Source organism: Methylomicrobium lacus (assembly GCF_041897535.1).
Taxonomy (GTDB): domain Bacteria; phylum Pseudomonadota; class Gammaproteobacteria; order Methylococcales; family Methylomonadaceae; genus Methylomicrobium; species Methylomicrobium lacus_A.
In genome coordinates this window covers 560,648-578,003 of sequence record NZ_CP169217.1, presented here as the reverse complement: position 1 = coordinate 578,003, position 17,356 = coordinate 560,648, and the positions used below count along the sequence as shown (strand labels likewise).

General features: G+C 50.0%; 16 protein-coding genes. 5 read left to right on the top strand and 11 right to left on the bottom strand.

Annotated elements, in window-relative coordinates; translation table 11 throughout:
* Nucleotides 1-57 precede the first annotated feature (57 nt).
* The gene (locus ACEPPP_RS02565; RefSeq protein WP_374089499.1) at nt 58-1,335 is read left to right on the top strand and encodes a DUF2130 domain-containing protein; all 1,278 of its coding nucleotides are present in this window, start codon (nt 58-60) and stop codon (nt 1,333-1,335) included.
* Nucleotides 1,336-1,371: 36 nt separating this feature from the next.
* Here the strand turns inward: ACEPPP_RS02565 and ACEPPP_RS02560 are convergent, their stop codons facing one another.
* Both ACEPPP_RS02560 and ACEPPP_RS02555 read right to left on the bottom strand, forming a co-directional pair.
* Complete coding sequence (locus tag ACEPPP_RS02560; RefSeq protein WP_374089498.1) at nt 1,372-2,220, bottom strand: hypothetical protein; 849 nt, start codon at nt 2,218-2,220, stop codon at nt 1,372-1,374.
* A 105-nt stretch (nt 2,221-2,325) separates the two neighbouring features.
* The gene (locus ACEPPP_RS02555) at nt 2,326-3,201 is read right to left on the bottom strand and encodes an EamA family transporter (protein WP_374089497.1); all 876 of its coding nucleotides are present in this window, start codon (nt 3,199-3,201) and stop codon (nt 2,326-2,328) included.
* 200 nt (nt 3,202-3,401) lie between these two features.
* Here ACEPPP_RS02555 and ACEPPP_RS02550 point away from each other — a divergent pair, with 200 nt between their 5' ends.
* The 4 genes from ACEPPP_RS02550 to ACEPPP_RS02535 all read left to right on the top strand — a co-directional run bounded on the left by ACEPPP_RS02550 (nt 3,402) and on the right by ACEPPP_RS02535 (nt 7,069).
* Nucleotides 3,402-3,650 carry a type II toxin-antitoxin system Phd/YefM family antitoxin gene (locus ACEPPP_RS02550; protein ID WP_374089496.1) on the top strand — a complete coding sequence of 83 codons (249 nt, stop codon included), beginning with the start codon at nt 3,402-3,404 and terminating at the stop codon, nt 3,648-3,650.
* Nucleotides 3,647-3,928, top strand: a complete 282-nt coding sequence (locus ACEPPP_RS02545) for a type II toxin-antitoxin system YafQ family toxin (protein ID WP_374089495.1) — start codon at nt 3,647-3,649, stop codon at nt 3,926-3,928. Before ACEPPP_RS02550 ends, ACEPPP_RS02545 begins: the two co-directional genes overlap by 4 nt.
* A gap of 52 nt (nt 3,929-3,980) precedes the next feature.
* Nucleotides 3,981-6,104 carry a molybdopterin-dependent oxidoreductase gene (locus tag ACEPPP_RS02540; protein WP_374089494.1) on the top strand — a complete coding sequence of 708 codons (2,124 nt, stop codon included), beginning with the start codon at nt 3,981-3,983 and terminating at the stop codon, nt 6,102-6,104.
* Nucleotides 6,105-6,355: 251 nt separating this feature from the next.
* Nucleotides 6,356-7,069, top strand: a complete 714-nt coding sequence (locus tag ACEPPP_RS02535; protein ID WP_374089493.1) for a hypothetical protein — start codon at nt 6,356-6,358, stop codon at nt 7,067-7,069.
* Nucleotides 7,070-7,300: 231 nt separating this feature from the next.
* Here the strand turns inward: ACEPPP_RS02535 and ACEPPP_RS02530 are convergent, their stop codons facing one another.
* The 9 genes from ACEPPP_RS02530 to ACEPPP_RS02490 all read right to left on the bottom strand — a co-directional run bounded on the left by ACEPPP_RS02530 (nt 7,301) and on the right by ACEPPP_RS02490 (nt 17,300).
* Complete coding sequence (locus ACEPPP_RS02530; protein WP_374089492.1) at nt 7,301-8,770, bottom strand: hypothetical protein; 1,470 nt, start codon at nt 8,768-8,770, stop codon at nt 7,301-7,303.
* 554 nt (nt 8,771-9,324) lie between these two features.
* Nucleotides 9,325-9,732, bottom strand: coding sequence for a transposase (locus ACEPPP_RS02525; RefSeq protein WP_374089491.1), 408 nt, complete (start codon nt 9,730-9,732; stop codon nt 9,325-9,327).
* Nucleotides 9,733-10,270: 538 nt separating this feature from the next.
* Nucleotides 10,271-11,281 carry an IS110 family transposase gene (locus tag ACEPPP_RS02520; RefSeq protein WP_374089490.1) on the bottom strand — a complete coding sequence of 337 codons (1,011 nt, stop codon included), beginning with the start codon at nt 11,279-11,281 and terminating at the stop codon, nt 10,271-10,273.
* Between the two features lie 258 nt (nt 11,282-11,539).
* Nucleotides 11,540-12,988, bottom strand: a complete 1,449-nt coding sequence (locus ACEPPP_RS02515; protein WP_374089489.1) for a lipase family alpha/beta hydrolase — start codon at nt 12,986-12,988, stop codon at nt 11,540-11,542.
* A 320-nt stretch (nt 12,989-13,308) separates the two neighbouring features.
* Nucleotides 13,309-13,749, bottom strand: coding sequence for a hypothetical protein (locus tag ACEPPP_RS02510; RefSeq protein WP_374089488.1), 441 nt, complete (start codon nt 13,747-13,749; stop codon nt 13,309-13,311).
* Nucleotides 13,750-13,812: 63 nt separating this feature from the next.
* Nucleotides 13,813-14,001 (bottom strand): hypothetical protein, encoded by a 189-nt coding sequence (locus ACEPPP_RS02505; RefSeq protein ID WP_374089487.1) that lies wholly within the window; start codon nt 13,999-14,001, stop codon nt 13,813-13,815.
* Nucleotides 14,002-14,004: 3 nt separating this feature from the next.
* On the bottom strand, nt 14,005-14,445 hold the full coding sequence (locus tag ACEPPP_RS02500) for a hypothetical protein (RefSeq protein WP_374089486.1): 441 nt from the start codon (nt 14,443-14,445) through the stop codon (nt 14,005-14,007).
* A 151-nt stretch (nt 14,446-14,596) separates the two neighbouring features.
* Complete coding sequence (locus ACEPPP_RS02495) at nt 14,597-15,988, bottom strand: hypothetical protein (protein ID WP_374089485.1); 1,392 nt, start codon at nt 15,986-15,988, stop codon at nt 14,597-14,599.
* Between the two features lie 58 nt (nt 15,989-16,046).
* Nucleotides 16,047-17,300: a hypothetical protein gene (locus ACEPPP_RS02490; protein ID WP_374089484.1), complete on the bottom strand. Its 1,254-nt coding sequence runs from the start codon at nt 17,298-17,300 to the stop codon at nt 16,047-16,049.
* Nucleotides 17,301-17,356: the final 56 nt, after the last annotated feature.

Genomic DNA, 17,356 nt, shown 5'->3' with positions numbered 1-17,356 from the left:
GCCGCCTAGAAAATCGTTGTAGGGTATCATTACTCTGATAACAAACAGACACCGATCATGACCGAACCGACCGTTACCTGCCCTCATTGCCAAACCGAAATCCGCCTGACCGAATCCCTGGCCGCGCCCTTGCTCGCCGCGACCCGCGCGCAGTTTGAACGGCAGCTTTTAGAAAAGGATCGGGAAATCGCCGCGCGCGAACAGGGCGTCCGCGACAGGGAAAAGCAGATCGCCGAGGAAAAACGCCGGCTCGAAGACCAGGTCGCCGAGCAGGTCGCCGCGCAACTGAAAGCCGAGAGGGCGCGGGTGGTCGAAGAGGAAAGCCGGAAAGCCAGACAGGCCGCCGCCCAGGAACTCGAAGGCAAAAGCCGCGAACTGGCCGAATTGCAGGAACTTCTGAAAGGCCGCGATGCGAAACTGGCCGAGGCGCAACAGGCGCAGGCCGATATGCTCAAAAAACAGCGCGAGCTCGACGACGCCAGACGCGAACTGGAACTGACCGTCGAAAAGCGCGTGCAGGATGGACTCAGCGAAGTCCGTAGCCTGGCCAGGCGCGAAGCCGAGGAAAGCCTGAAGCTCAAAGTGCTGGAAAAAGACCAGACCATCGCCTCGATGCAGCAGAAAATCGAGGAACTGAAGCAAAAGGCCGAGCAGGGCTCCCAGCAATTGCAGGGCGAGGTGCTGGAACTGGAGCTCGAAAACCTGCTAAGAACCCGGTTTCCGTTCGATGCGATCGATCCGGTGCCGAAGGGCGAATTCGGCGGCGACGTCTTGCAGAACGTGGTCAATCACAGCGGCCAGGACTGCGGCGCCATCCTCTGGGAATCCAAGCGCACCAAAAACTGGAGCGACGGCTGGCTGGTCAAGCTGCGCGAAGACCAGCGCAGCGCCAAGGCCGAAGTGGCGGTCCTGGTCAGCCAGGCCCTGCCGAAAGGCGTCGAAACCTTCGAGGTGATCGACGGCATCTGGGTCACCGGCCCGCGCGCGGCGCTGCCGGTCGCGACGATCCTGCGCCACACCCTGCTGCAGGTCAGCATGGCGCGGCAGGCTTCCGAAGGCCAGCACACCAAAACCGAGATGATCTACCAGTACCTGACCGGCCCGCGCTTCCGTCAGCGCGTCGAGGCGATCGTCGAAGCCTTTTCGACGATGCAGGAAGACCTCGACAAGGAGCGCAAGGCGATCATGAAACAATGGGCCAAGCGCGAGGCGCAGATCGAGCGGGTGATGAACGCGACCGTCGGCATGTACGGCGATTTGCAGGGGATTGCCGGGAAATCGTTGCAGGAGATCGAGGGTCTGGAGATGAAGGTCTTAGGTTTCGATGAGGAATGAGCGGCAGGAAAGAAACGTACAGGCCTGTCGCCGACTTTACCTAGACTTTATGCCGGACCGAAAGACGACGACCTGATTGGACACGCCCCGTCTGACTTCCTCGTCCGTCGCGCGAATGATGCCGTACAAGGCATTGCCTGCGTGACGGTCCCAGGCGATGCCCTGGCCGCGAATATTGAGCGGGAGGGTGCCGACCCAGTCAAGGACGGTGCCGGCATGGGGAATCTGCATTTTATAGATTTCCGCCAGGTCGTGGCCGGTGACATACAGAAAACCGTCCGGCCCCCACGACCCACCGGAATTGCTCATGGCGCCAAATTTCTGCAGGACGTCGGCGGGAAAAGTCCAGCTCTGGAGGAGGTTCCAGTCGGAGTCAAACTTGGCCAGGATTGCCTTGCTTTTACCGCCGCCATACGGTTTGCCGTCGGGGCCGACCCGGTCATAATGGGCAAAGGTTCCCCACCAGCAACCGTCGTGGTAATCAAGCCAGGTCAATGAACCCCATTCCGGACGGTCGAGCCGGTGAGTCCGAATGTGCTGCAGGGTGCTGGCGTTCCATATTTCAACCGAACTGCCGATCGGCAAGTGAGGCCAGTTCGAATGGGCGGCATAAATCTTGCCATCGATAGCCACGGCGCTATCGAGATGAATGATTGGCCCGCCGGGCCGAGCTTCCCAGCGCGTGACCAGTCTGCCGCTGTGCTTCCAGTATTTCGCGATGGCGCGATTGTCGACTGCATAAAAATAATCCCGGTCAACAGCAATGCCCTGTTTGGCTTCCGGAATATCGAATTGGGCGATTTGCTTGAAGCGGACTTCGGCCTTTAACACCATCGGCAGCAGAAAAAGTATGGAAACGGTGACATATTTGATCAAAGTGGTCATGGCCTTTCTCCCTTCAAATAGCACAGCGGGGTGGCAAGCGGCCTTCGCCGTTGCCCGCCATTTGCTTAGACAGGGAGCGGGCGGAAAACCGCCGCCGTTTTTTTCCTAACGAACCTGCAAGACCAGAACGCTTCCCGCCACCATCACCAGGCTCCCGATCAGCCTGCGCAGCAGATGCGGTTCGTTGAAAATCCGGTGACCGAGAAATACCTGCAGCAACATGCCCAGTTGAAACAGGGCCACCGCGTAGGCGATCAGCATCTGCGACATCAGCACCAGCGTCAGATATTGCATCACGAAGACCGTCAGGCCGGTCGCGGTCATCGGCAACAGATGCGGCTGCGATTTTTTGACATTGTCCGCCAGGCGCTCGGTGTGAAAAAACGTATTCGCGAGCAGGATTAAAGGCAAGCCGAACCACGACCAGAAGATCAAGGTCTCGAGCGGCGCGGACTGTTCGAGCGAGCCTTTCAGGAACACCGTGCCGATCGAAAACAGCAGGATAGAAAGGAATCTGGCCTGCACGCCGCGGTCCTGCAGGAGTGCGGTGAGCCGGCCTTGCCCCGTGTCTTTCCCTGGCGGCATCAGGAAAAAGCTGCCGGCGACGATCACGATGACGCCGGCAAGCCCTTGCGCGGTCGGCACTTCGCCCAGAAAGACGAGCGCAAACAGCATCGACATGACGACCTTATAGGCATTGAGCGGTCCGAACACCGACAGATCGGTTTTCGACAACGACATCACCATAAACATCCAGCCGCCGACGTCGAACAGCGACGCCAGAAACACATTGAGCCAGAATAACGGGCTCAACTGCGCGAAGGCGGCGTTGACAAAGAAGGGCAGGGAGAGGACGGACAGTACCGCGTAGGTGGTGGCGACGATGTAAAACGGATGCAGGCCCTGATGAGTCAGCTGTTTTTGAAAGACGTTGGAGATTGACGACAGAAACAAGCGGCCAAAAACGAAAACAATTTCCAAAAGCGATTTTCCTTATGTATGAATCTTGAATGATCAAAGGGGGCGCATTCTAATGGGAATCGCGACAAAATGAAATACCGATTAATTTCTGATGGCCTATGCGTCTTTGTGGGAGCGCCGGAATGCGATGAAACTCGACTATTTGACGAAGAATGCATTTAATCATATAGTTAAGCGTACGATTAATCGGGTGATATAGCATGATTACAGCAAACGAATTAAAAACCAAAGGCATCGCCTGTCTGGAAGAAAACCTTGCCAATCAGCCGGAAGCCGTTATCACGGTGCGCGGGAAAGAATGTTATGTGGTGATGAAGATCGAGCATTACCACTATCTGCGCGAAATGGAACTGGAAGCCGCGCTGTATGAGGCGCAGCAGGATATTGCCTCTGGCCGGTTCAGCAAGGAGTCTGTGGATCACCATGTCGCCGACTTGTTCACCGAATGAGCTACACCTTAATCTTTACCGACAGCTATAAAAAACGCGCCAAACGCTTTGCTCGGCAGCATCCGGAGCTCAAGGAGCAATATCGAAAAACACTGCTGTTGCTGTCTCAAAATCCCCATCATCCATCGTTGCGCTTGCATCCCTTGAAAGGCAAATTGGCTGCCTTACAGTCGGTATCGATCAATATCAGTTATCGAATCACCCTGGAAATGGTGATTACCGAAAAGGAAATCATTTTGGTCAATGTCGGCAGTCATGATGAGGTTTATCAAACATGACTGCCCCCTCCGAATGAGTTATGATCAGCTTTTTTTCAGCGCAAAATCCAACATGGCCGAACCGATCAAAACCACGCATCCCGGCGGTTGCCCGCACGATTGTCCCGATACCTGCTCGATGATATTCGAAGTCGAGGACGGCAAGCTGACCGGCGTCAAAGGCAATCCCGATCATCCGATGACGCGGGGAGGGCTCTGCGTCAAGTTGAAGGATTACGAAAAACGCCATTATCATCCCGATCGCCTCTTGTATCCGATGCGCCGCAGCGGCCCGAAAGGCAGTGGGCAGTTCACGCGGATCAGTTGGGATGAAGCGCTGGACGAGATCGTCAGCCGCTGGCAGGCGATCATCGCCGAACACGGCCCGCAGGCGATCGTGCCTTACAGCTACCTCGGCAATCAGGGCCTGGTGCATGGACTGAACGGCGGCGATGCTTTCTTCAACCGCATGGGCGCGACGGTCACCGAGCGCACCTTCTGCGGCGAGGGTTCGAGCACCGCCTGGCTGCTGACGGTCGGGCCGACCGCCGGGGTCGATCCGGAAAGCTTCATCCATGCCAAATACATCATCATCTGGGCCTGTAATTCGGTCAGCACCAATCTGCATCACTGGCACATCGTCAAGGAAGCGCAGAAACAGGGCGCCAAGGTCGTCGTGATCGATGCCTATGCCTCCCGCACGGCGAAGGAAGCCGATTGGCATATCGCGCCGAAGCCTGGTACGGACGGTGCGCTGGCGATGGCGATGATCCATACGATCATCGAAGAGGGCTTGATCGATCAGGATTATGTCGATAACTACACGGTCGGATTTCCGGAGCTGGCGGAACGCGCGCTTACGCGGACGCCGGAATGGGCGGCCGAAATCACCGGCATCCCGGCCGACGACATCCGCGAGCTGGCCCGCGAATACGCGGTCACGCAGCCTGCCGCGATACGGATCGGCGTCGCGCTGGAGCGGCATCACGGCGGCGGCCAGACCATTCGCGCTGTGGCTTGTCTTCCCGCCTTGACTGGCGCCTGGCGTCATGTCGGCGGCGGCATCCTGCAGTTTCCGGTCTGGGAGCATCCTTATCGGTTCGACGTGATCTGCCGGCCGGACTTGATCCCGGAAGGCACGCGCGTGATCAACGCCTTGCAGATTGGCCGCGCCCTGACCATCGATCCGCCCGCTGGCCCGCCGATCAAGTCGATCATGTGCTGGAACGCGAACCCGGTCACCCAGGCGCCGGAAACCGATAGGATCGTCGAAGGCTTGAAGAACGAGGATCTGTTTCTGGTTTCGGCGGAACACTTCATCTCCGACACCGCCCTGTATGCGGACATCCTGTTGCCGGCGTCGATGGGCGCGGAGATGGAAGACGTCATCCTGTCCTGGGGCCATCTGTACCTGACTTACAATGCCAAATGCGTCGAATCGCCTGGCGAGGCGATCCCGAACAACGAGATTTTCCGGCGTCTGGCCGCGCGGTTAGGTTTTCAGGAAGACAATTTCAAGTGGTCCGATGCCGAATGCCTGGAACATTATATCGACTGGGATGCCCCTGCTTGTAAAGGCATCGATCTGGCGATTTTGCGCAAGCAGGGTTTCGCTCGTTTGAACGTCGGCACCAAGGACGATCGGGCGCCGCACAAGGAAGGCAACTTTCCGACGCCGTCCGGCAAATGCCAGCTGATCGCCGATGGCGCGACCAATTTCGTGCCGGGACCTTTCCGGCAGATGTACGATGGCTTGCAACCGGGCGAAGCGCTGGACCCGTTGCCGGATTATGTGCCTTCCCGGGAAACGGCGGCCACGAATCCGGAGCTTGCCAAACGCTATCCGTTGAACATCGTGTCACCGAAGAGCCACGGTTTCCTGAACTCTTGTTATGCGAACATGGAAAACAAGATTCAGGGGCAGGGCGAGCAATTCGTGCTGATCAACGCCCTCGATGCCGATCAGCGTGGCATCCGGCAGGGCGAGAAGGTCAGGGTCTTTAACGGGCGGGGCGCTTTTGCGGGCGTTGCGAAGATCAGCGAGGATGTGAAGCCGGGATTGGTCGTCGCGACGTTGGGCTACTGGCGACAATTGAATGATGGGACGGTGAACAGCATCAGTTCGGCGGAACTGGTCAATATGGGCAATGCGCCGTCGTTTTCGGATAATTTGGTGCAGGTGGAAGCGCTGCAATGAAAACTTGACGCGACGGCTGCATCATTCTCGATCAATAACGAAATTCATTGCCTTCAGCGGTTTTATTTTTATCGGTGACTCCGGTCAATGAGTAGCCTCGATTCCGCATGGCTACATCGAGGCTTGCTCAATTGCTAAAAGTGCCAGCAGCATTGGCCGCGTGATAGAATGATCCTGCCTGACGGAGCGAATATTCATCCATCTAGCAGGCGGATCGGGAATAATACCAATAATGAGCTAAGGGGATCTTTATGAAAATGCAAACTGTACTGGCAGTTGTTGTCTTCGCGGGAATGGCAAGCGTCAGTTCGCTAACTTACGCGGAAGGCGAGCTGGATAATTTCTGGTTTAATACGCGGATTAAAACGACGATAAAAAAGAATCATGGTGCTGAGACTTCGGGTGTCTTCCCTCCCTCCTCGGCCGTCTTCAATAAAAATCCCATTCACTTTGATAGCGGTAAAGACACTTGCTACTCAGCCTTGAAATGGCAGGGTGCAGGTAGTCGGCGATATTCCCTGATTGCTATTTGTAAAGATAGCGCGGGTGACTTTAAAAATTACACCTCTCCAAATGAGGACGTCCAGAGTGTTGAATACGACGATGGCAGTATTCTTTTTATAGCGACTTCGCTAAACCCGGGAAACGGATTCACGTTGCCACAAGCAGGGCAGCTTGCCGATTCTGCTACTAAAGGCATTAGCTTTGGCGGATCCTTCTATTTAATGACAAGTCTGACAAACGCTGGAGACGTCAAAACGGTTAAACTGCTGACACCTGTTGACGGGAGCACTATTTATTTTGAGCAATTATCGGGCCCGAAGACAATTATCGGTACCTCCGGTCCAGGTCTCACGATGAAGCTAGTGGACACTGATCAAGTTCCACAGGGAGCCAAAGACTGCCTTGCCAGTGTGCTCGGCACAGGTCCTCAGTTCTCTAAGTGCGATCACCCAGACATTTAATCAAAGGGAATGCCACTCTAAACTTTTCGCAGCCATGTGGGTCGGGCACGCTTTTTGTGCCCGACATTTCAAAATACAACCACAGTTTGCTTCGTTTTTCTCCGATCTGGCGCTTAATTGGATTCTCAAAAGTTGGGCAACGATGAAACTGTTGTCCGACCTACAAGGGTAAGACTACTTAAGCGTCAAGTTGGCGATTTGCGAGAGATTCTTGTACTGGGCGATTAAGGCTCATAAATAAGATAGCAGCCAAGCCGAAATCAGTTTTTCAGTCCCGGCAGGATAATATTTGTGGCCAAGCCATATAGCGACGGAATAGCCAAAGACAATAAAGGCAACCACCTGTGAAGTGTACCATCGTTCCAACCGGCGAGTACGGTGAACGAACAAGTCTTTCCTATCGTGGGGCTGTTCGTGAAAGGTTTGCTCTTCATCCAGTACCTGCTTGTGCATGTTTTTCAGGCATCCTCTTTGATTTTCCACCGCTAAAGACAAACCACAGTACAGCAACAGCGCCACTAGGCGCAAGCCCGGCTTAGGTGGTGGGAGAGTCAGCAATTGTGTTAAGGGTTTTTGGAGTTTTTCATCCAAGGCGGCGTCTACCCACGGTTTCAACCCCGGCAAGTAGCTTATTGCCAGCCAGATCAGCACCAGCATTACTATCCAGATTTGTAACCGGCCCAAGCCGTAAACACGGCTGGCTGCATGATCTCGTACTTGGTCGGCTGGCAAGCCATCAAGAGGAGGTTGAAACAACAAAGCTAGGGGGAGCCAGAGCCACACGGTAGCTTTCAGACTCCAGCGCCAAAGCAAGGCTGGGAAGTACCATAACAGAATTATCACGAACCAAGCTACTCGTAAGCCAACATTCTCTGCTGATTTTAATTTTGACCATAACCCCTTTACCGTAAATATATCATCGACTCGCCCCGCGTCGGGCAGCAATTCTGGGAGGTGAGTGAAATCGACCATTAGCAGGTTTTCCCGCCAGTTGTAAGGCATACAAAGCAATCCGGCTATCGGATGGTGTAGTGTGGAATAGATTCGGATGCATAAACTTCTGGTCCAAATGCCCAAGGCCATAAACGGAATTAGAATGGAATACAAGAAATACTGAGTCGCTTTCTCTATCCAACTTGCAATCCCACCCATTGCCGCAACCGTTATCGCAATCGCAACTAAGCCTGCTGCCAAAACCGCAGACAAACCGGCAATCAAACTGACAGAAAAACCGGCAATTAAACCCGCACCGACACTAACACTAATTCCAGAAACAGTAATCGCAACCACAGCCGCCATTAACACGAAAACCGCATCATCAACCAATCCCCTAATCGCAGCTGTTACCGCAACCGCAAACACAACCGTAAATACAAATACAGTAGCACCTAGCTCTGCAGCACGCCAACAAAACGCTAGGCCTTCATACCCATAGAGCCAATCACCGGCAAGATCGTAAGTTATGAAGAGTGTAACGGGAGTTACCAACATGAAGATAAGCGTTTTTTCGCGCCCGGTTGTGTTTCCCCAATATTCTTTGTATTGTTTTGCCAGTGCTAACCCCTGTTCCTTTGATTTTTCTGATCGCAGTAATAGAATGGGAGCGGCTAAGGCGCTCAGTAGCAGCCACCACTGCCTTTCGCAATGAAAAGCCAGCCAGATATAAGCAGTAAGAACCAACAGGGTTTCGGCGATCGCCAACAGCGATATTTTCCCGGTGGAGATGGATGCCTCGGAACAGCGCAGCACCCATTTAGGCGTGCTTAGGGGGAGTTGGTATGCATAATTATTAGAAGTATCCGGGAAGGTAGATTATATATTCTATGCCCGGCTTTTCGATATATCAATTTGGTGATGTGTTTTGGCTTAGCTCCTACTCCGTCCCTTAATGAGGATGGCAAAAGAAAACGAAGCCCGTATGAAGCAACGCGGAATACGGGGTATCGATACCGCAAACAGTCAAAACGGATTCCGCACCCCTTCGAATCCCTGTCATTCTCAAGCGCATAGAGCAGGTCGTCGATTGATCGTAGTTCCGCGGTTTCTGCTTCGATACAGGTTATCGCACAACCTAAGTCCGTGGCTTCGATTACCCCGGATTCCGCAAGCTGCATCCGAGCAACTCGTTAAACCCCAATTTACCCCGATTCGCCGTATTGTCCCGTTTCCTCGTCGATTCCGACGGTCCAGTCTTCGGTAAGCAGGCCAAGGAGAACGTAACGATGCAAGGAAGAATACTGCCAATCGGCGGCGCGTCAAGCCGTGTTCGGATTCCAGTGGATATAATCGACGTGCTGGTTAAAGTCGTCATCGTCGCGTATCGTATGATCCCAAAATCGCCGCTGCCATAACCGATATTCGCCACCGTTGTCGCGGGACAACGGAATTCCAGAAGCGCGAAGCCCGTGTGTAAAGTGGGATTTGATCGCCCGCCAGCGCCCCGAATAATCCGGGTCGCCAGCGGGTAATGTCCAGATGGCGTGCAGATGATCCGGCAAGATCACGATCGCGTCGATGGTAAAGGGCCGTTCCGCCCGCACCGAGCGAAATGCGTCCCGTAACAGGCCAACGTGGCAAACTAGCCTATCCGAAGACCAGTCGCGCAAAGTCACCGTAAAGAAATAAGTCCTGCCCGCGAGCCGATTGCGTCGATAATGCACCATGCCGTTTCAAGAAATAAAATCGTAGCCCGTATGAAGCAATGCGGAATACGGGACATCGAAGCCGCAAGCAGCCATAACCGATTCCACACCCCGTTGAAGTCGTATCATTGGCAAGCGGATAAGTCATGATGTCGATTGATCGGAATCGGACATTTTAAACCTCGATGCAGGTTATTGAACATCCGAATTTGGCGCCTTCGAACCCCGGATTCCGCAAGCTCCATCCAGGCTTCTCTAAAGCGGCCCTTGTTGTCAAGTCTCCGTGCCTGTATTTATATCAGTTTTTCATTCCTCGGAAATTTCGATCAGTTTATGTTTAAAGACAAAAGGTTTTCAGGCTTCTCTCCGCGGTCAATGCCGCACGATGTAATCGGAGGGTTGGCCTCAATCTACTGTGACGGATTGTATCCAAGCCCGGAACGAGGTCCAACCTTCCGAAAACTTTTATCTTTAAAAATGCCGCTCCTTTCCTAACCCTTCGAATGCACTTAAGGCGTTGAATCTAAGTTATTTTGAACAACACTTTCGGTTTTTCGCATTAAACCCGTTGCCAGTCGAATGTCTCTCCGGTGATCCATAAGCGGTGCAGGATGACCGCCAATTTCCGCGCCACCGCCACCCGCGCCTTGCCGACGCCCTTTTGTGCCTCCAGCCGCTCACCCCAACGTTTCAAGGCACAATCTCGCTGCGTATGGCTCAGGAGATTATGCGCCGCCTCCACCAGCAGCCAGCGAAGTAAACCGTCACCTTCCTTGGTAATCCGCCCTCGGTAATCGATGTCGCCGGATTGATAGACGCTCGGGACTAAGCCGAGATAAGCGCCGACTTGGTCGCTGCGCTGAAAACGTTCAGGATCGTCGATAGTGGCCAGGTAAGCCGCCGCCGTCAACGGCCCGACGCCCGGTACGCTCATCAATCGCCGGCAAACGCTGTCTTGCCGGATCCGCACCTTGATCTCTTTGCGTAACACTTCCGCCGCATCGATCGACTGCCGCCACAGATTCAATAATGGCGTTAAAGCGCCCGCCAAGGCAGGTTCGCGCGCCTCGACCACGGCCTGGACTTTCATCTCGAACTCCCGCTCCGCCACCTTCCCCAACTTGATCCCATGCGCCCGCAACAAGCCTCGGATGCGGGCATTGAGTGCATTCGCCGTCTCGACTAGCCCCGCCCGCGCCGCCAGCCAAGTACACAACTCCCGTGCCGCTCCTGATTTGCGGTGCACCGCCGTATACCAACCCGTGCGTGCCATATTCGCGAGGTCGCGGGCGTTCACACGATCGGTCTTCTTCTTGGTACAGACCACCGCCTTGGCGCGCCTCGCATCAATAATCACCGCTTCGTGACCTAATCTTTCCAACACCTGCACCGCCCATTCCGCCAAGGGCGACGCCTCCACGACGCACTTCATCGCCTCCTCACCGCCAAGGCAGATGCGGAAACCATCCGCATCGGTCGGTATCTCTTCTTCCCGCACAATGCCGCCAGCTCCATCCATCAGGCAAATAGCGCTTGCTTTGCTTGCTAAATCAATGCCACAGTAGTTCATGTCAGCCTCCGGTTATTTTGGGGCTTCCTTTGCGGATGACCCCGTGTTTGTTTAATCAACTTTCGGAGGCTGACACTTTTTATTCAAACTGTCCACCCGTTTCGGTGCAGGATGACAGCGGGCCGCTTTATTACATCTACTCGCTGCGGTACATGCAGCAAGTCAAGGCGAAGAAGACGGGCTAGAGCTGTTGGGCAGTAAGTTGAAACTTTCTGTATTATAAACCGTACAATTTAACCTGAGCCCATTATCGAATTTTTATAGCAATGGTAGTAATAAATCCCTAATATGTTCCCTTAAAAAATTTGGCGTACAATTTATTCTCTCTGCTGCTCGAGTTAAGCTTTCACCTGCAAGCACCTTATAGGCTGCTTGCCGTGTAAGGAAGAAAGTATGATCATCATTACCGCCAGGATTCAAACCCTTCTTACCCCAATGTGTAATTGGCGTAACTTGTCTGACCTTCGCTCTCTCCAGATAATTGAGACCTTGTGTCGGCTTTGGATCCGTTGCTCCAGCGACTTCATCACCAAAATATATATCGCCGCTGAATTGATTGAATGCCTGTAATGTTTGTGGAGACTGATTATTAAGCAAATCTAATATACCTTCTCTAACGTTCGGCACATTTACTAAGCCACCATGTGAATTTTCCCGTGTTTGTGGTATATGCGCCCAATATTGAGTCTTTGGCAATCCTGGTAAAGTTGATGATTGGAAAAGTACAGTGCCGTCCCCATTCGAAATCTTTCCGGGTGGTATACTTTGGGTTTCAGTAGTATGTAGTCGCCATTCTCCAGAATATCTTTTCGCCATGTAGGCTGTTTTTCCATTAAGTCCGACAATTACGTTAATTTTATTACTTAATCGTGAGATTATTTTTGGAATGTTTTTATGCAAATCATCGTAATATTTCCAAGCCGAACTTAAAATTTGTTGGCGTAAATCCTTACGTTCGTTATTCATTAAAGCATCAGGATAAAACAATGATGTTTCACCTGCGACGGGATATTTTACATTAATGCCATTAACCGGATTTGATGGCCACACCCCGCTATGCGCGGGAAGGAGTTGGAACAGGCCTGGCATGGTGGCTGCCGATCTTTTCAATGCAGCATTGTTAATCAGAAAGTCAATGGGGGTGCCAACACCTTTTTCGATTACATCGATAGGCTTTAAGGCGCCGTAAAACGGCGGCGCGCAGAAAATAATTTTATCTATAAAATTATCAAATTCTGCTGTGTTAGAAAGCATGTTCATTAACACGCAACCACCCATACTGTGGGTTACAAAAGACACTTTTTGCATGTTATGCCCATTCTGGTCTAATAACTCGCGCAAAAAATTGCATAACCGTTTAGCTTCTAAGGGTATGCTGTCACGCCAGTCATAACAAAACAAACCTCTCCCCACATCGGAAAAAAAATCTCCATAATGGTCACCAAGTACAGGTGGCGATATAGTCGAGCGCGAAATAATACTTTGACCATATAGATCGACCGCTCCTTCTGGAGTTAATTTTGAAAATTCTAGACTATCGACCTCTCCAAACACACCTAAATCTATCCACCTAGTATTATCATCGGCAACATCATACAATTCACCCCCCATTATTCCATGTAAAAAAATTGTCTTATATTTAGATTTTTTTATTCTTTCAGCCCATGTATTCCATACTAATTGTTTGTAATGATCTTCTTTATTCATGGTTTTTTCCTGATAATTATTGACTACACAAAATTACTCTTATTTAACGGCAACTTGAATAATGGAGTCAGGTTAATTTATGTAATTTAACCTGACTCCATTATCCTGGCTGCATATCCTGGCTTTCAGTCAGAAATTCGAACCAACCCACCTTTAGCGGGTGGTTGTTTAGTACAATATCACTCAGTTTAAATAAGGTAACTTAATTCCACTGTAAGTAGGTTAGATAGGCTATGATATGAGGTTCATTAACCGCGAACGGTGTGTTTTCGACAGCTTATTCTTGGTTATGTCGACTATGTCATCAGTCTGATAGTATTTCACCACATCATCACAGCCGTCTCGCCTCTCCTTTCCGCGTAATATAATCTGATACGTAAAACATACTTGCGATCTTTAAAAAGCTGTAATTTCAAGTAGGCGTTACGATCTTCACCGCTATCATCGTCGGCGCTAACATATTTCAATTGCCCACCGTCATCTTCAAAAAGCACTATTAACGTGTCGGATGCGCCAAAAGTTTTTAATTCATATTTGCGTGTCGCATTTGGCTTAATATAAAAATTTTTTTGTTGCCCTGCTTCAATTGTGAGTTGAACCGATTCAAATGGTTTCAAATCGGTATAGTCTGCGACGGTCAACGGAGGATAAAATGTCCGCACCCAAGTTAAATCTCGTTGAGAAAGCCCTCCGGCAGGATTTAGTCCGTTACGATATTTTGTCGGTTCTTTGATTAATCCAGCTTCAAATGGATAATGCATTATCGAGTCCGGATCCCAGTTAGAACCTTGTACTGTATCAGGTGAAATCTTGCGGATAATATTTCAAAAAGTAACCTCGCGTGACCAGCTGTTTGGAGGCTGAGCCAGCGAGTGGTAAACCGCTTCTTCATCCCAAGCGATGCCAGAATTGGGATTTTGATGTTCATGAGGAAAACCCAGGGTATGACCGATTTCATGTATTGCTGTATCGATTTCTGAGGCAGCTTCCGTTAAATTCCAACCAAAATTCATTGTTCATTCGTCGGCCCCATGAGTCAACACATCACGCCCAATGTAAGACCATGCTCCATCACCCAGCATAAAACCAATACGAATTTCGGCATCCTGACGATTTGTTACTTCCATGAATTCAAGACCGATACCTACATCTTTCCAATGCTTAAACGCAGCACGAACAACGTTTTTTTCAGCTTCGTTGGTAGCCCATTTAACCCATTTGCTGGTACCGTTTGCTAATGTTATGTTTTCGCCATCGGTAGCTTTATCGAAGAAATAATAATGAAGTATGGTGCCGTTTGCCCATTTCTTAGCCGACTCCCTGATGAGACGAGCTCGATGTGGATTAACACCGGGATCGAATGGCTTTTCAATATCCTCAGGCATTCGACAATAACGTGGAGTCGTCACTGACGATATTGTTTTTTCCGGTTTATCTATAGTGGATTTTTTAGTCATAGCCATCTCCTTTCATCTTAATTTATGAGATTCTAATTCTGAAGGTTGAATTACCTTTTTTTGGTAATTCAACATTTTCAGGTATTCGATAGATTGCGAAAAAGTCGCAAACCAATCTATGCCGTTTGTTTCGAAATAACCGTAAAACTAATTAATCAGCAATAGTCAACGCAACAATGTCATTACCACGTTTTCCTAGAACTTTAACTTTAGAGTCTTCAATTCGAAGTGTGCTTGTGTAAAAAAGATCGTCAACAGGCATTTTTAACACAGTTAATCCGAGGACTATGAAATGTTCGCTGTTATTACTTGCACCATATACAGGTCGCCCATTTGGCAAAAATAACACGCTGCTTACTTCATCAAATTTCGTTCCTGTACCTAAATGACTAACAATCCATTTGGAATCACCTTCTCCGGTTTTGTAGGCGAATGACTGTCCCGGGCCAAAGCGAAAGGATTTACCGATCAATGCCGGAGAAGACGCAACGTTAATCCCATTGACGACAAACTGAATACGGGGGGGATTATCCGCCGTTCGAGTAGGATACGCCTCGCGAAGACCGTCGTCTGATAGGTAAAATTCATATTCTATTGGTGCGAATGGCAACTTTCGATCAGGCTTTCCAGATTGTTTGAGAGTTGCGGAAAGAGCATTTTCTGAATAAATTATCCACGTCCATGTTGATCCGTCTGAAGATAAATAAAGTTGTTGACGTGATTTGTCGACATCAGCCTCGGCCACTGGCTTGCCGTTGTCTATAAGCTCAACTTTATCGGCTCCATCGATTGTTCTATCGACAACTGTTAGCCATCGCTTTCCATCCCTGCTAAATACGAAGGCCTCAATTGGTTCGTCAAAAATTTCTTTCCCATTTTGATGGAGAAGAGTACGCCCCGCCTTGTCGCCATAAACGAAGGTTGCAACACCATCATCTGTCGATGATATCCAACGCAGAAGGTCCCAATTCATTTTAGCTGAAGCTGGATTTCCAATTACCGACATTAAGCAGTTCTTTGCTGCGATGAAAATGGGTGTTGATGTTGGGGAATTAGTTGGAACATCATGCAATCGATCAAATCTTGAAGGCTGCAAATTACCATTTTTGTACCATCCTACTGTTTTTGAATCAGAGAAAAAGGCTACGTAGTGATTGAAGTCGGAAGACGGTAATATTCTTTGTGAAATTAGTGGTGATATAGGCGAGCCATTGATAAGTATGCTCTTGGGGCCATCTACAAGATAATTTTTGCCACCTTTGGCTGCAAAATAAACCAGTCGGCCTTGAATCCAGACGGCGCCAGGAAAGATTCTGTCGAAGGATGGGCCCGGCCCCTGTAGGGTTACATATCGTTCCATGCTTCCGACCCGCTCTCTGGCAGCATAGTTGTCTCCCTTGGAGGGTAGGACATGCGCCCCTGCTTTAAGTCCTTCTAGCTGAATACTCCCAAGGATTTGTTCGGAAATCATTTGCTCAGCTATAACTGGGCTAATTAACATAGCATATGAAAATGTAGTTAATTTTAACCAATGATTGAGCATAGCTAGCCTCATTTAAAGCGATATGACAATTGATTCACACAAAAAAATACGATATCCGCTATCCAGGATAATAGTTAGGAGGAGCATAATTAGGAGGGTTTGGGATGTCGTTTCCAGGATTTTTACATTCCTTGACTTCGATATTACCCTCCTTATTGGTAGAGAATGCGCAGCCCTTAGTAATCAACAGGTCTAGTAACTTATATTTATCAACTTCCTGTATATGCGAAAAGCAGAAATCATTGAGCTTTGTAATAAGGTAATCATTTTGCAAGCTTTTATTGGTAGGGTGAAAAAGGAAAGACAAACATTCATCAGTAGTAAATGTCTGGTGCAAGTGCATATCTTGCAAAGATTTGATAGCGGATGTAATCTTTTCCGCTGTATTCGCATCGGTTCCTATAGAAATAATGCTTGGTTGGCTAAAACTAGCTGTCGCGCCGCCGCTGTTTGTCGATAAATCTGTTAGCACTTGATCTCTTGCCGATTCGATGCCTTTTCTATTATCAGTCGCATCCTTCCATAGTTTTTCAAATTTAGTTCTTTCACTCATCGTCGCCGTTAGGTCATCTTCTGCTTTCTTCAAGGCTGCCTTTTTAGTTGTATCAGTCGGGGCAGACTCGCTCTCTGCTTTAGCTTTATCATAAACGCCTTGTTTTTCTGATAACGTAGCGCTTGCTTTTTCATAGCTACCTTTATACTTTTCTTCATTTGTACGAGCAGCATCAAGAGATGATTGTATTTTGGCAATGTCCTCGGCAGAACCCGTCGTACTTTTGCCGCCACCTAAAGTGACGAGAGCGGGTCTAGCATAGCCAGTTAGTTGCTCAATAGCAAGCATCGTTACCATCGTGTTTTGATAGCGATGCAGCTCAGTTGCTAATTGATCGCCGGTAATCGTGTTATTTAGTGAATTCACGCAGAGCTGATAGAGCAATTCATTTTGGGTATCGGTAAGCTGGGTGTGCAGACGGAATGATGCGGCTGATTCAGCTGAAGAGCCAGCACCTGCCATTTTTGCCGCAATGCCTGCTGTTTCTTCGGCGCTTAGGTTGCCACTGAACGCTGTACTTAAGGCCTGAAATACATCGGGGCTCTTGGCAGCGCAGGCTCTCATAACCCCATCCTTGCCCATTTTTATAATTGTGGCGGATTGCTTGGCATCAGTGAATGCAATTTTGTATCCGTCGCCCTTTGTAGTTCGAAAGATAGAGTGGTAATTGGCATTACATCCACTGAACAAAAGAAAACAAGAAAATAGTAATGCCCTTTCGTGAGCTGAAACTGGTTTGTTAAATATGGCATACCTCATGGTAGTTCGTTCCTGTCGTTAAACTGAATACAGTTGACATACTCACATCTGTTTAA

Bases quoted from the DNA above. Each gene is read 5' to 3' on its own strand.
- ACEPPP_RS02565 (WP_374089499.1), top strand. From the start codon at position 58: ATGACCGAACCGACCGTTACCTGCCCTCATTGCCAAACCGAAATCCGC.
- ACEPPP_RS02515 (WP_374089489.1), bottom strand. From the start codon at position 12,988: ATGAATAAAGAAGATCATTACAAACAATTAGTATGGAATACATGGGCT.
- ACEPPP_RS02520 (WP_374089490.1), bottom strand. From the start codon at position 11,281: ATGAACTACTGTGGCATTGATTTAGCAAGCAAAGCAAGCGCTATTTGC.
- ACEPPP_RS02500 (WP_374089486.1), bottom strand. From the start codon at position 14,445: ATGACTAAAAAATCCACTATAGATAAACCGGAAAAAACAATATCGTCA.
- ACEPPP_RS02535 (WP_374089493.1), top strand. From the start codon at position 6,356: ATGAAAATGCAAACTGTACTGGCAGTTGTTGTCTTCGCGGGAATGGCA.
- ACEPPP_RS02505 (WP_374089487.1), bottom strand. From the start codon at position 14,001: ATGAATTTTGGTTGGAATTTAACGGAAGCTGCCTCAGAAATCGATACA.
- ACEPPP_RS02560 (WP_374089498.1), bottom strand. From the start codon at position 2,220: ATGACCACTTTGATCAAATATGTCACCGTTTCCATACTTTTTCTGCTG.
- ACEPPP_RS02510 (WP_374089488.1), bottom strand. From the start codon at position 13,749: ATGCATTATCCATTTGAAGCTGGATTAATCAAAGAACCGACAAAATAT.
- ACEPPP_RS02550 (WP_374089496.1), top strand. From the start codon at position 3,402: ATGATTACAGCAAACGAATTAAAAACCAAAGGCATCGCCTGTCTGGAA.
- ACEPPP_RS02495 (WP_374089485.1), bottom strand. From the start codon at position 15,988: ATGCTCAATCATTGGTTAAAATTAACTACATTTTCATATGCTATGTTA.
- ACEPPP_RS02525 (WP_374089491.1), bottom strand. From the start codon at position 9,732: ATGGTGCATTATCGACGCAATCGGCTCGCGGGCAGGACTTATTTCTTT.
- ACEPPP_RS02545 (WP_374089495.1), top strand. From the start codon at position 3,647: ATGAGCTACACCTTAATCTTTACCGACAGCTATAAAAAACGCGCCAAA.
- ACEPPP_RS02540 (WP_374089494.1), top strand. From the start codon at position 3,981: ATGGCCGAACCGATCAAAACCACGCATCCCGGCGGTTGCCCGCACGAT.
- ACEPPP_RS02490 (WP_374089484.1), bottom strand. From the start codon at position 17,300: ATGAGGTATGCCATATTTAACAAACCAGTTTCAGCTCACGAAAGGGCA.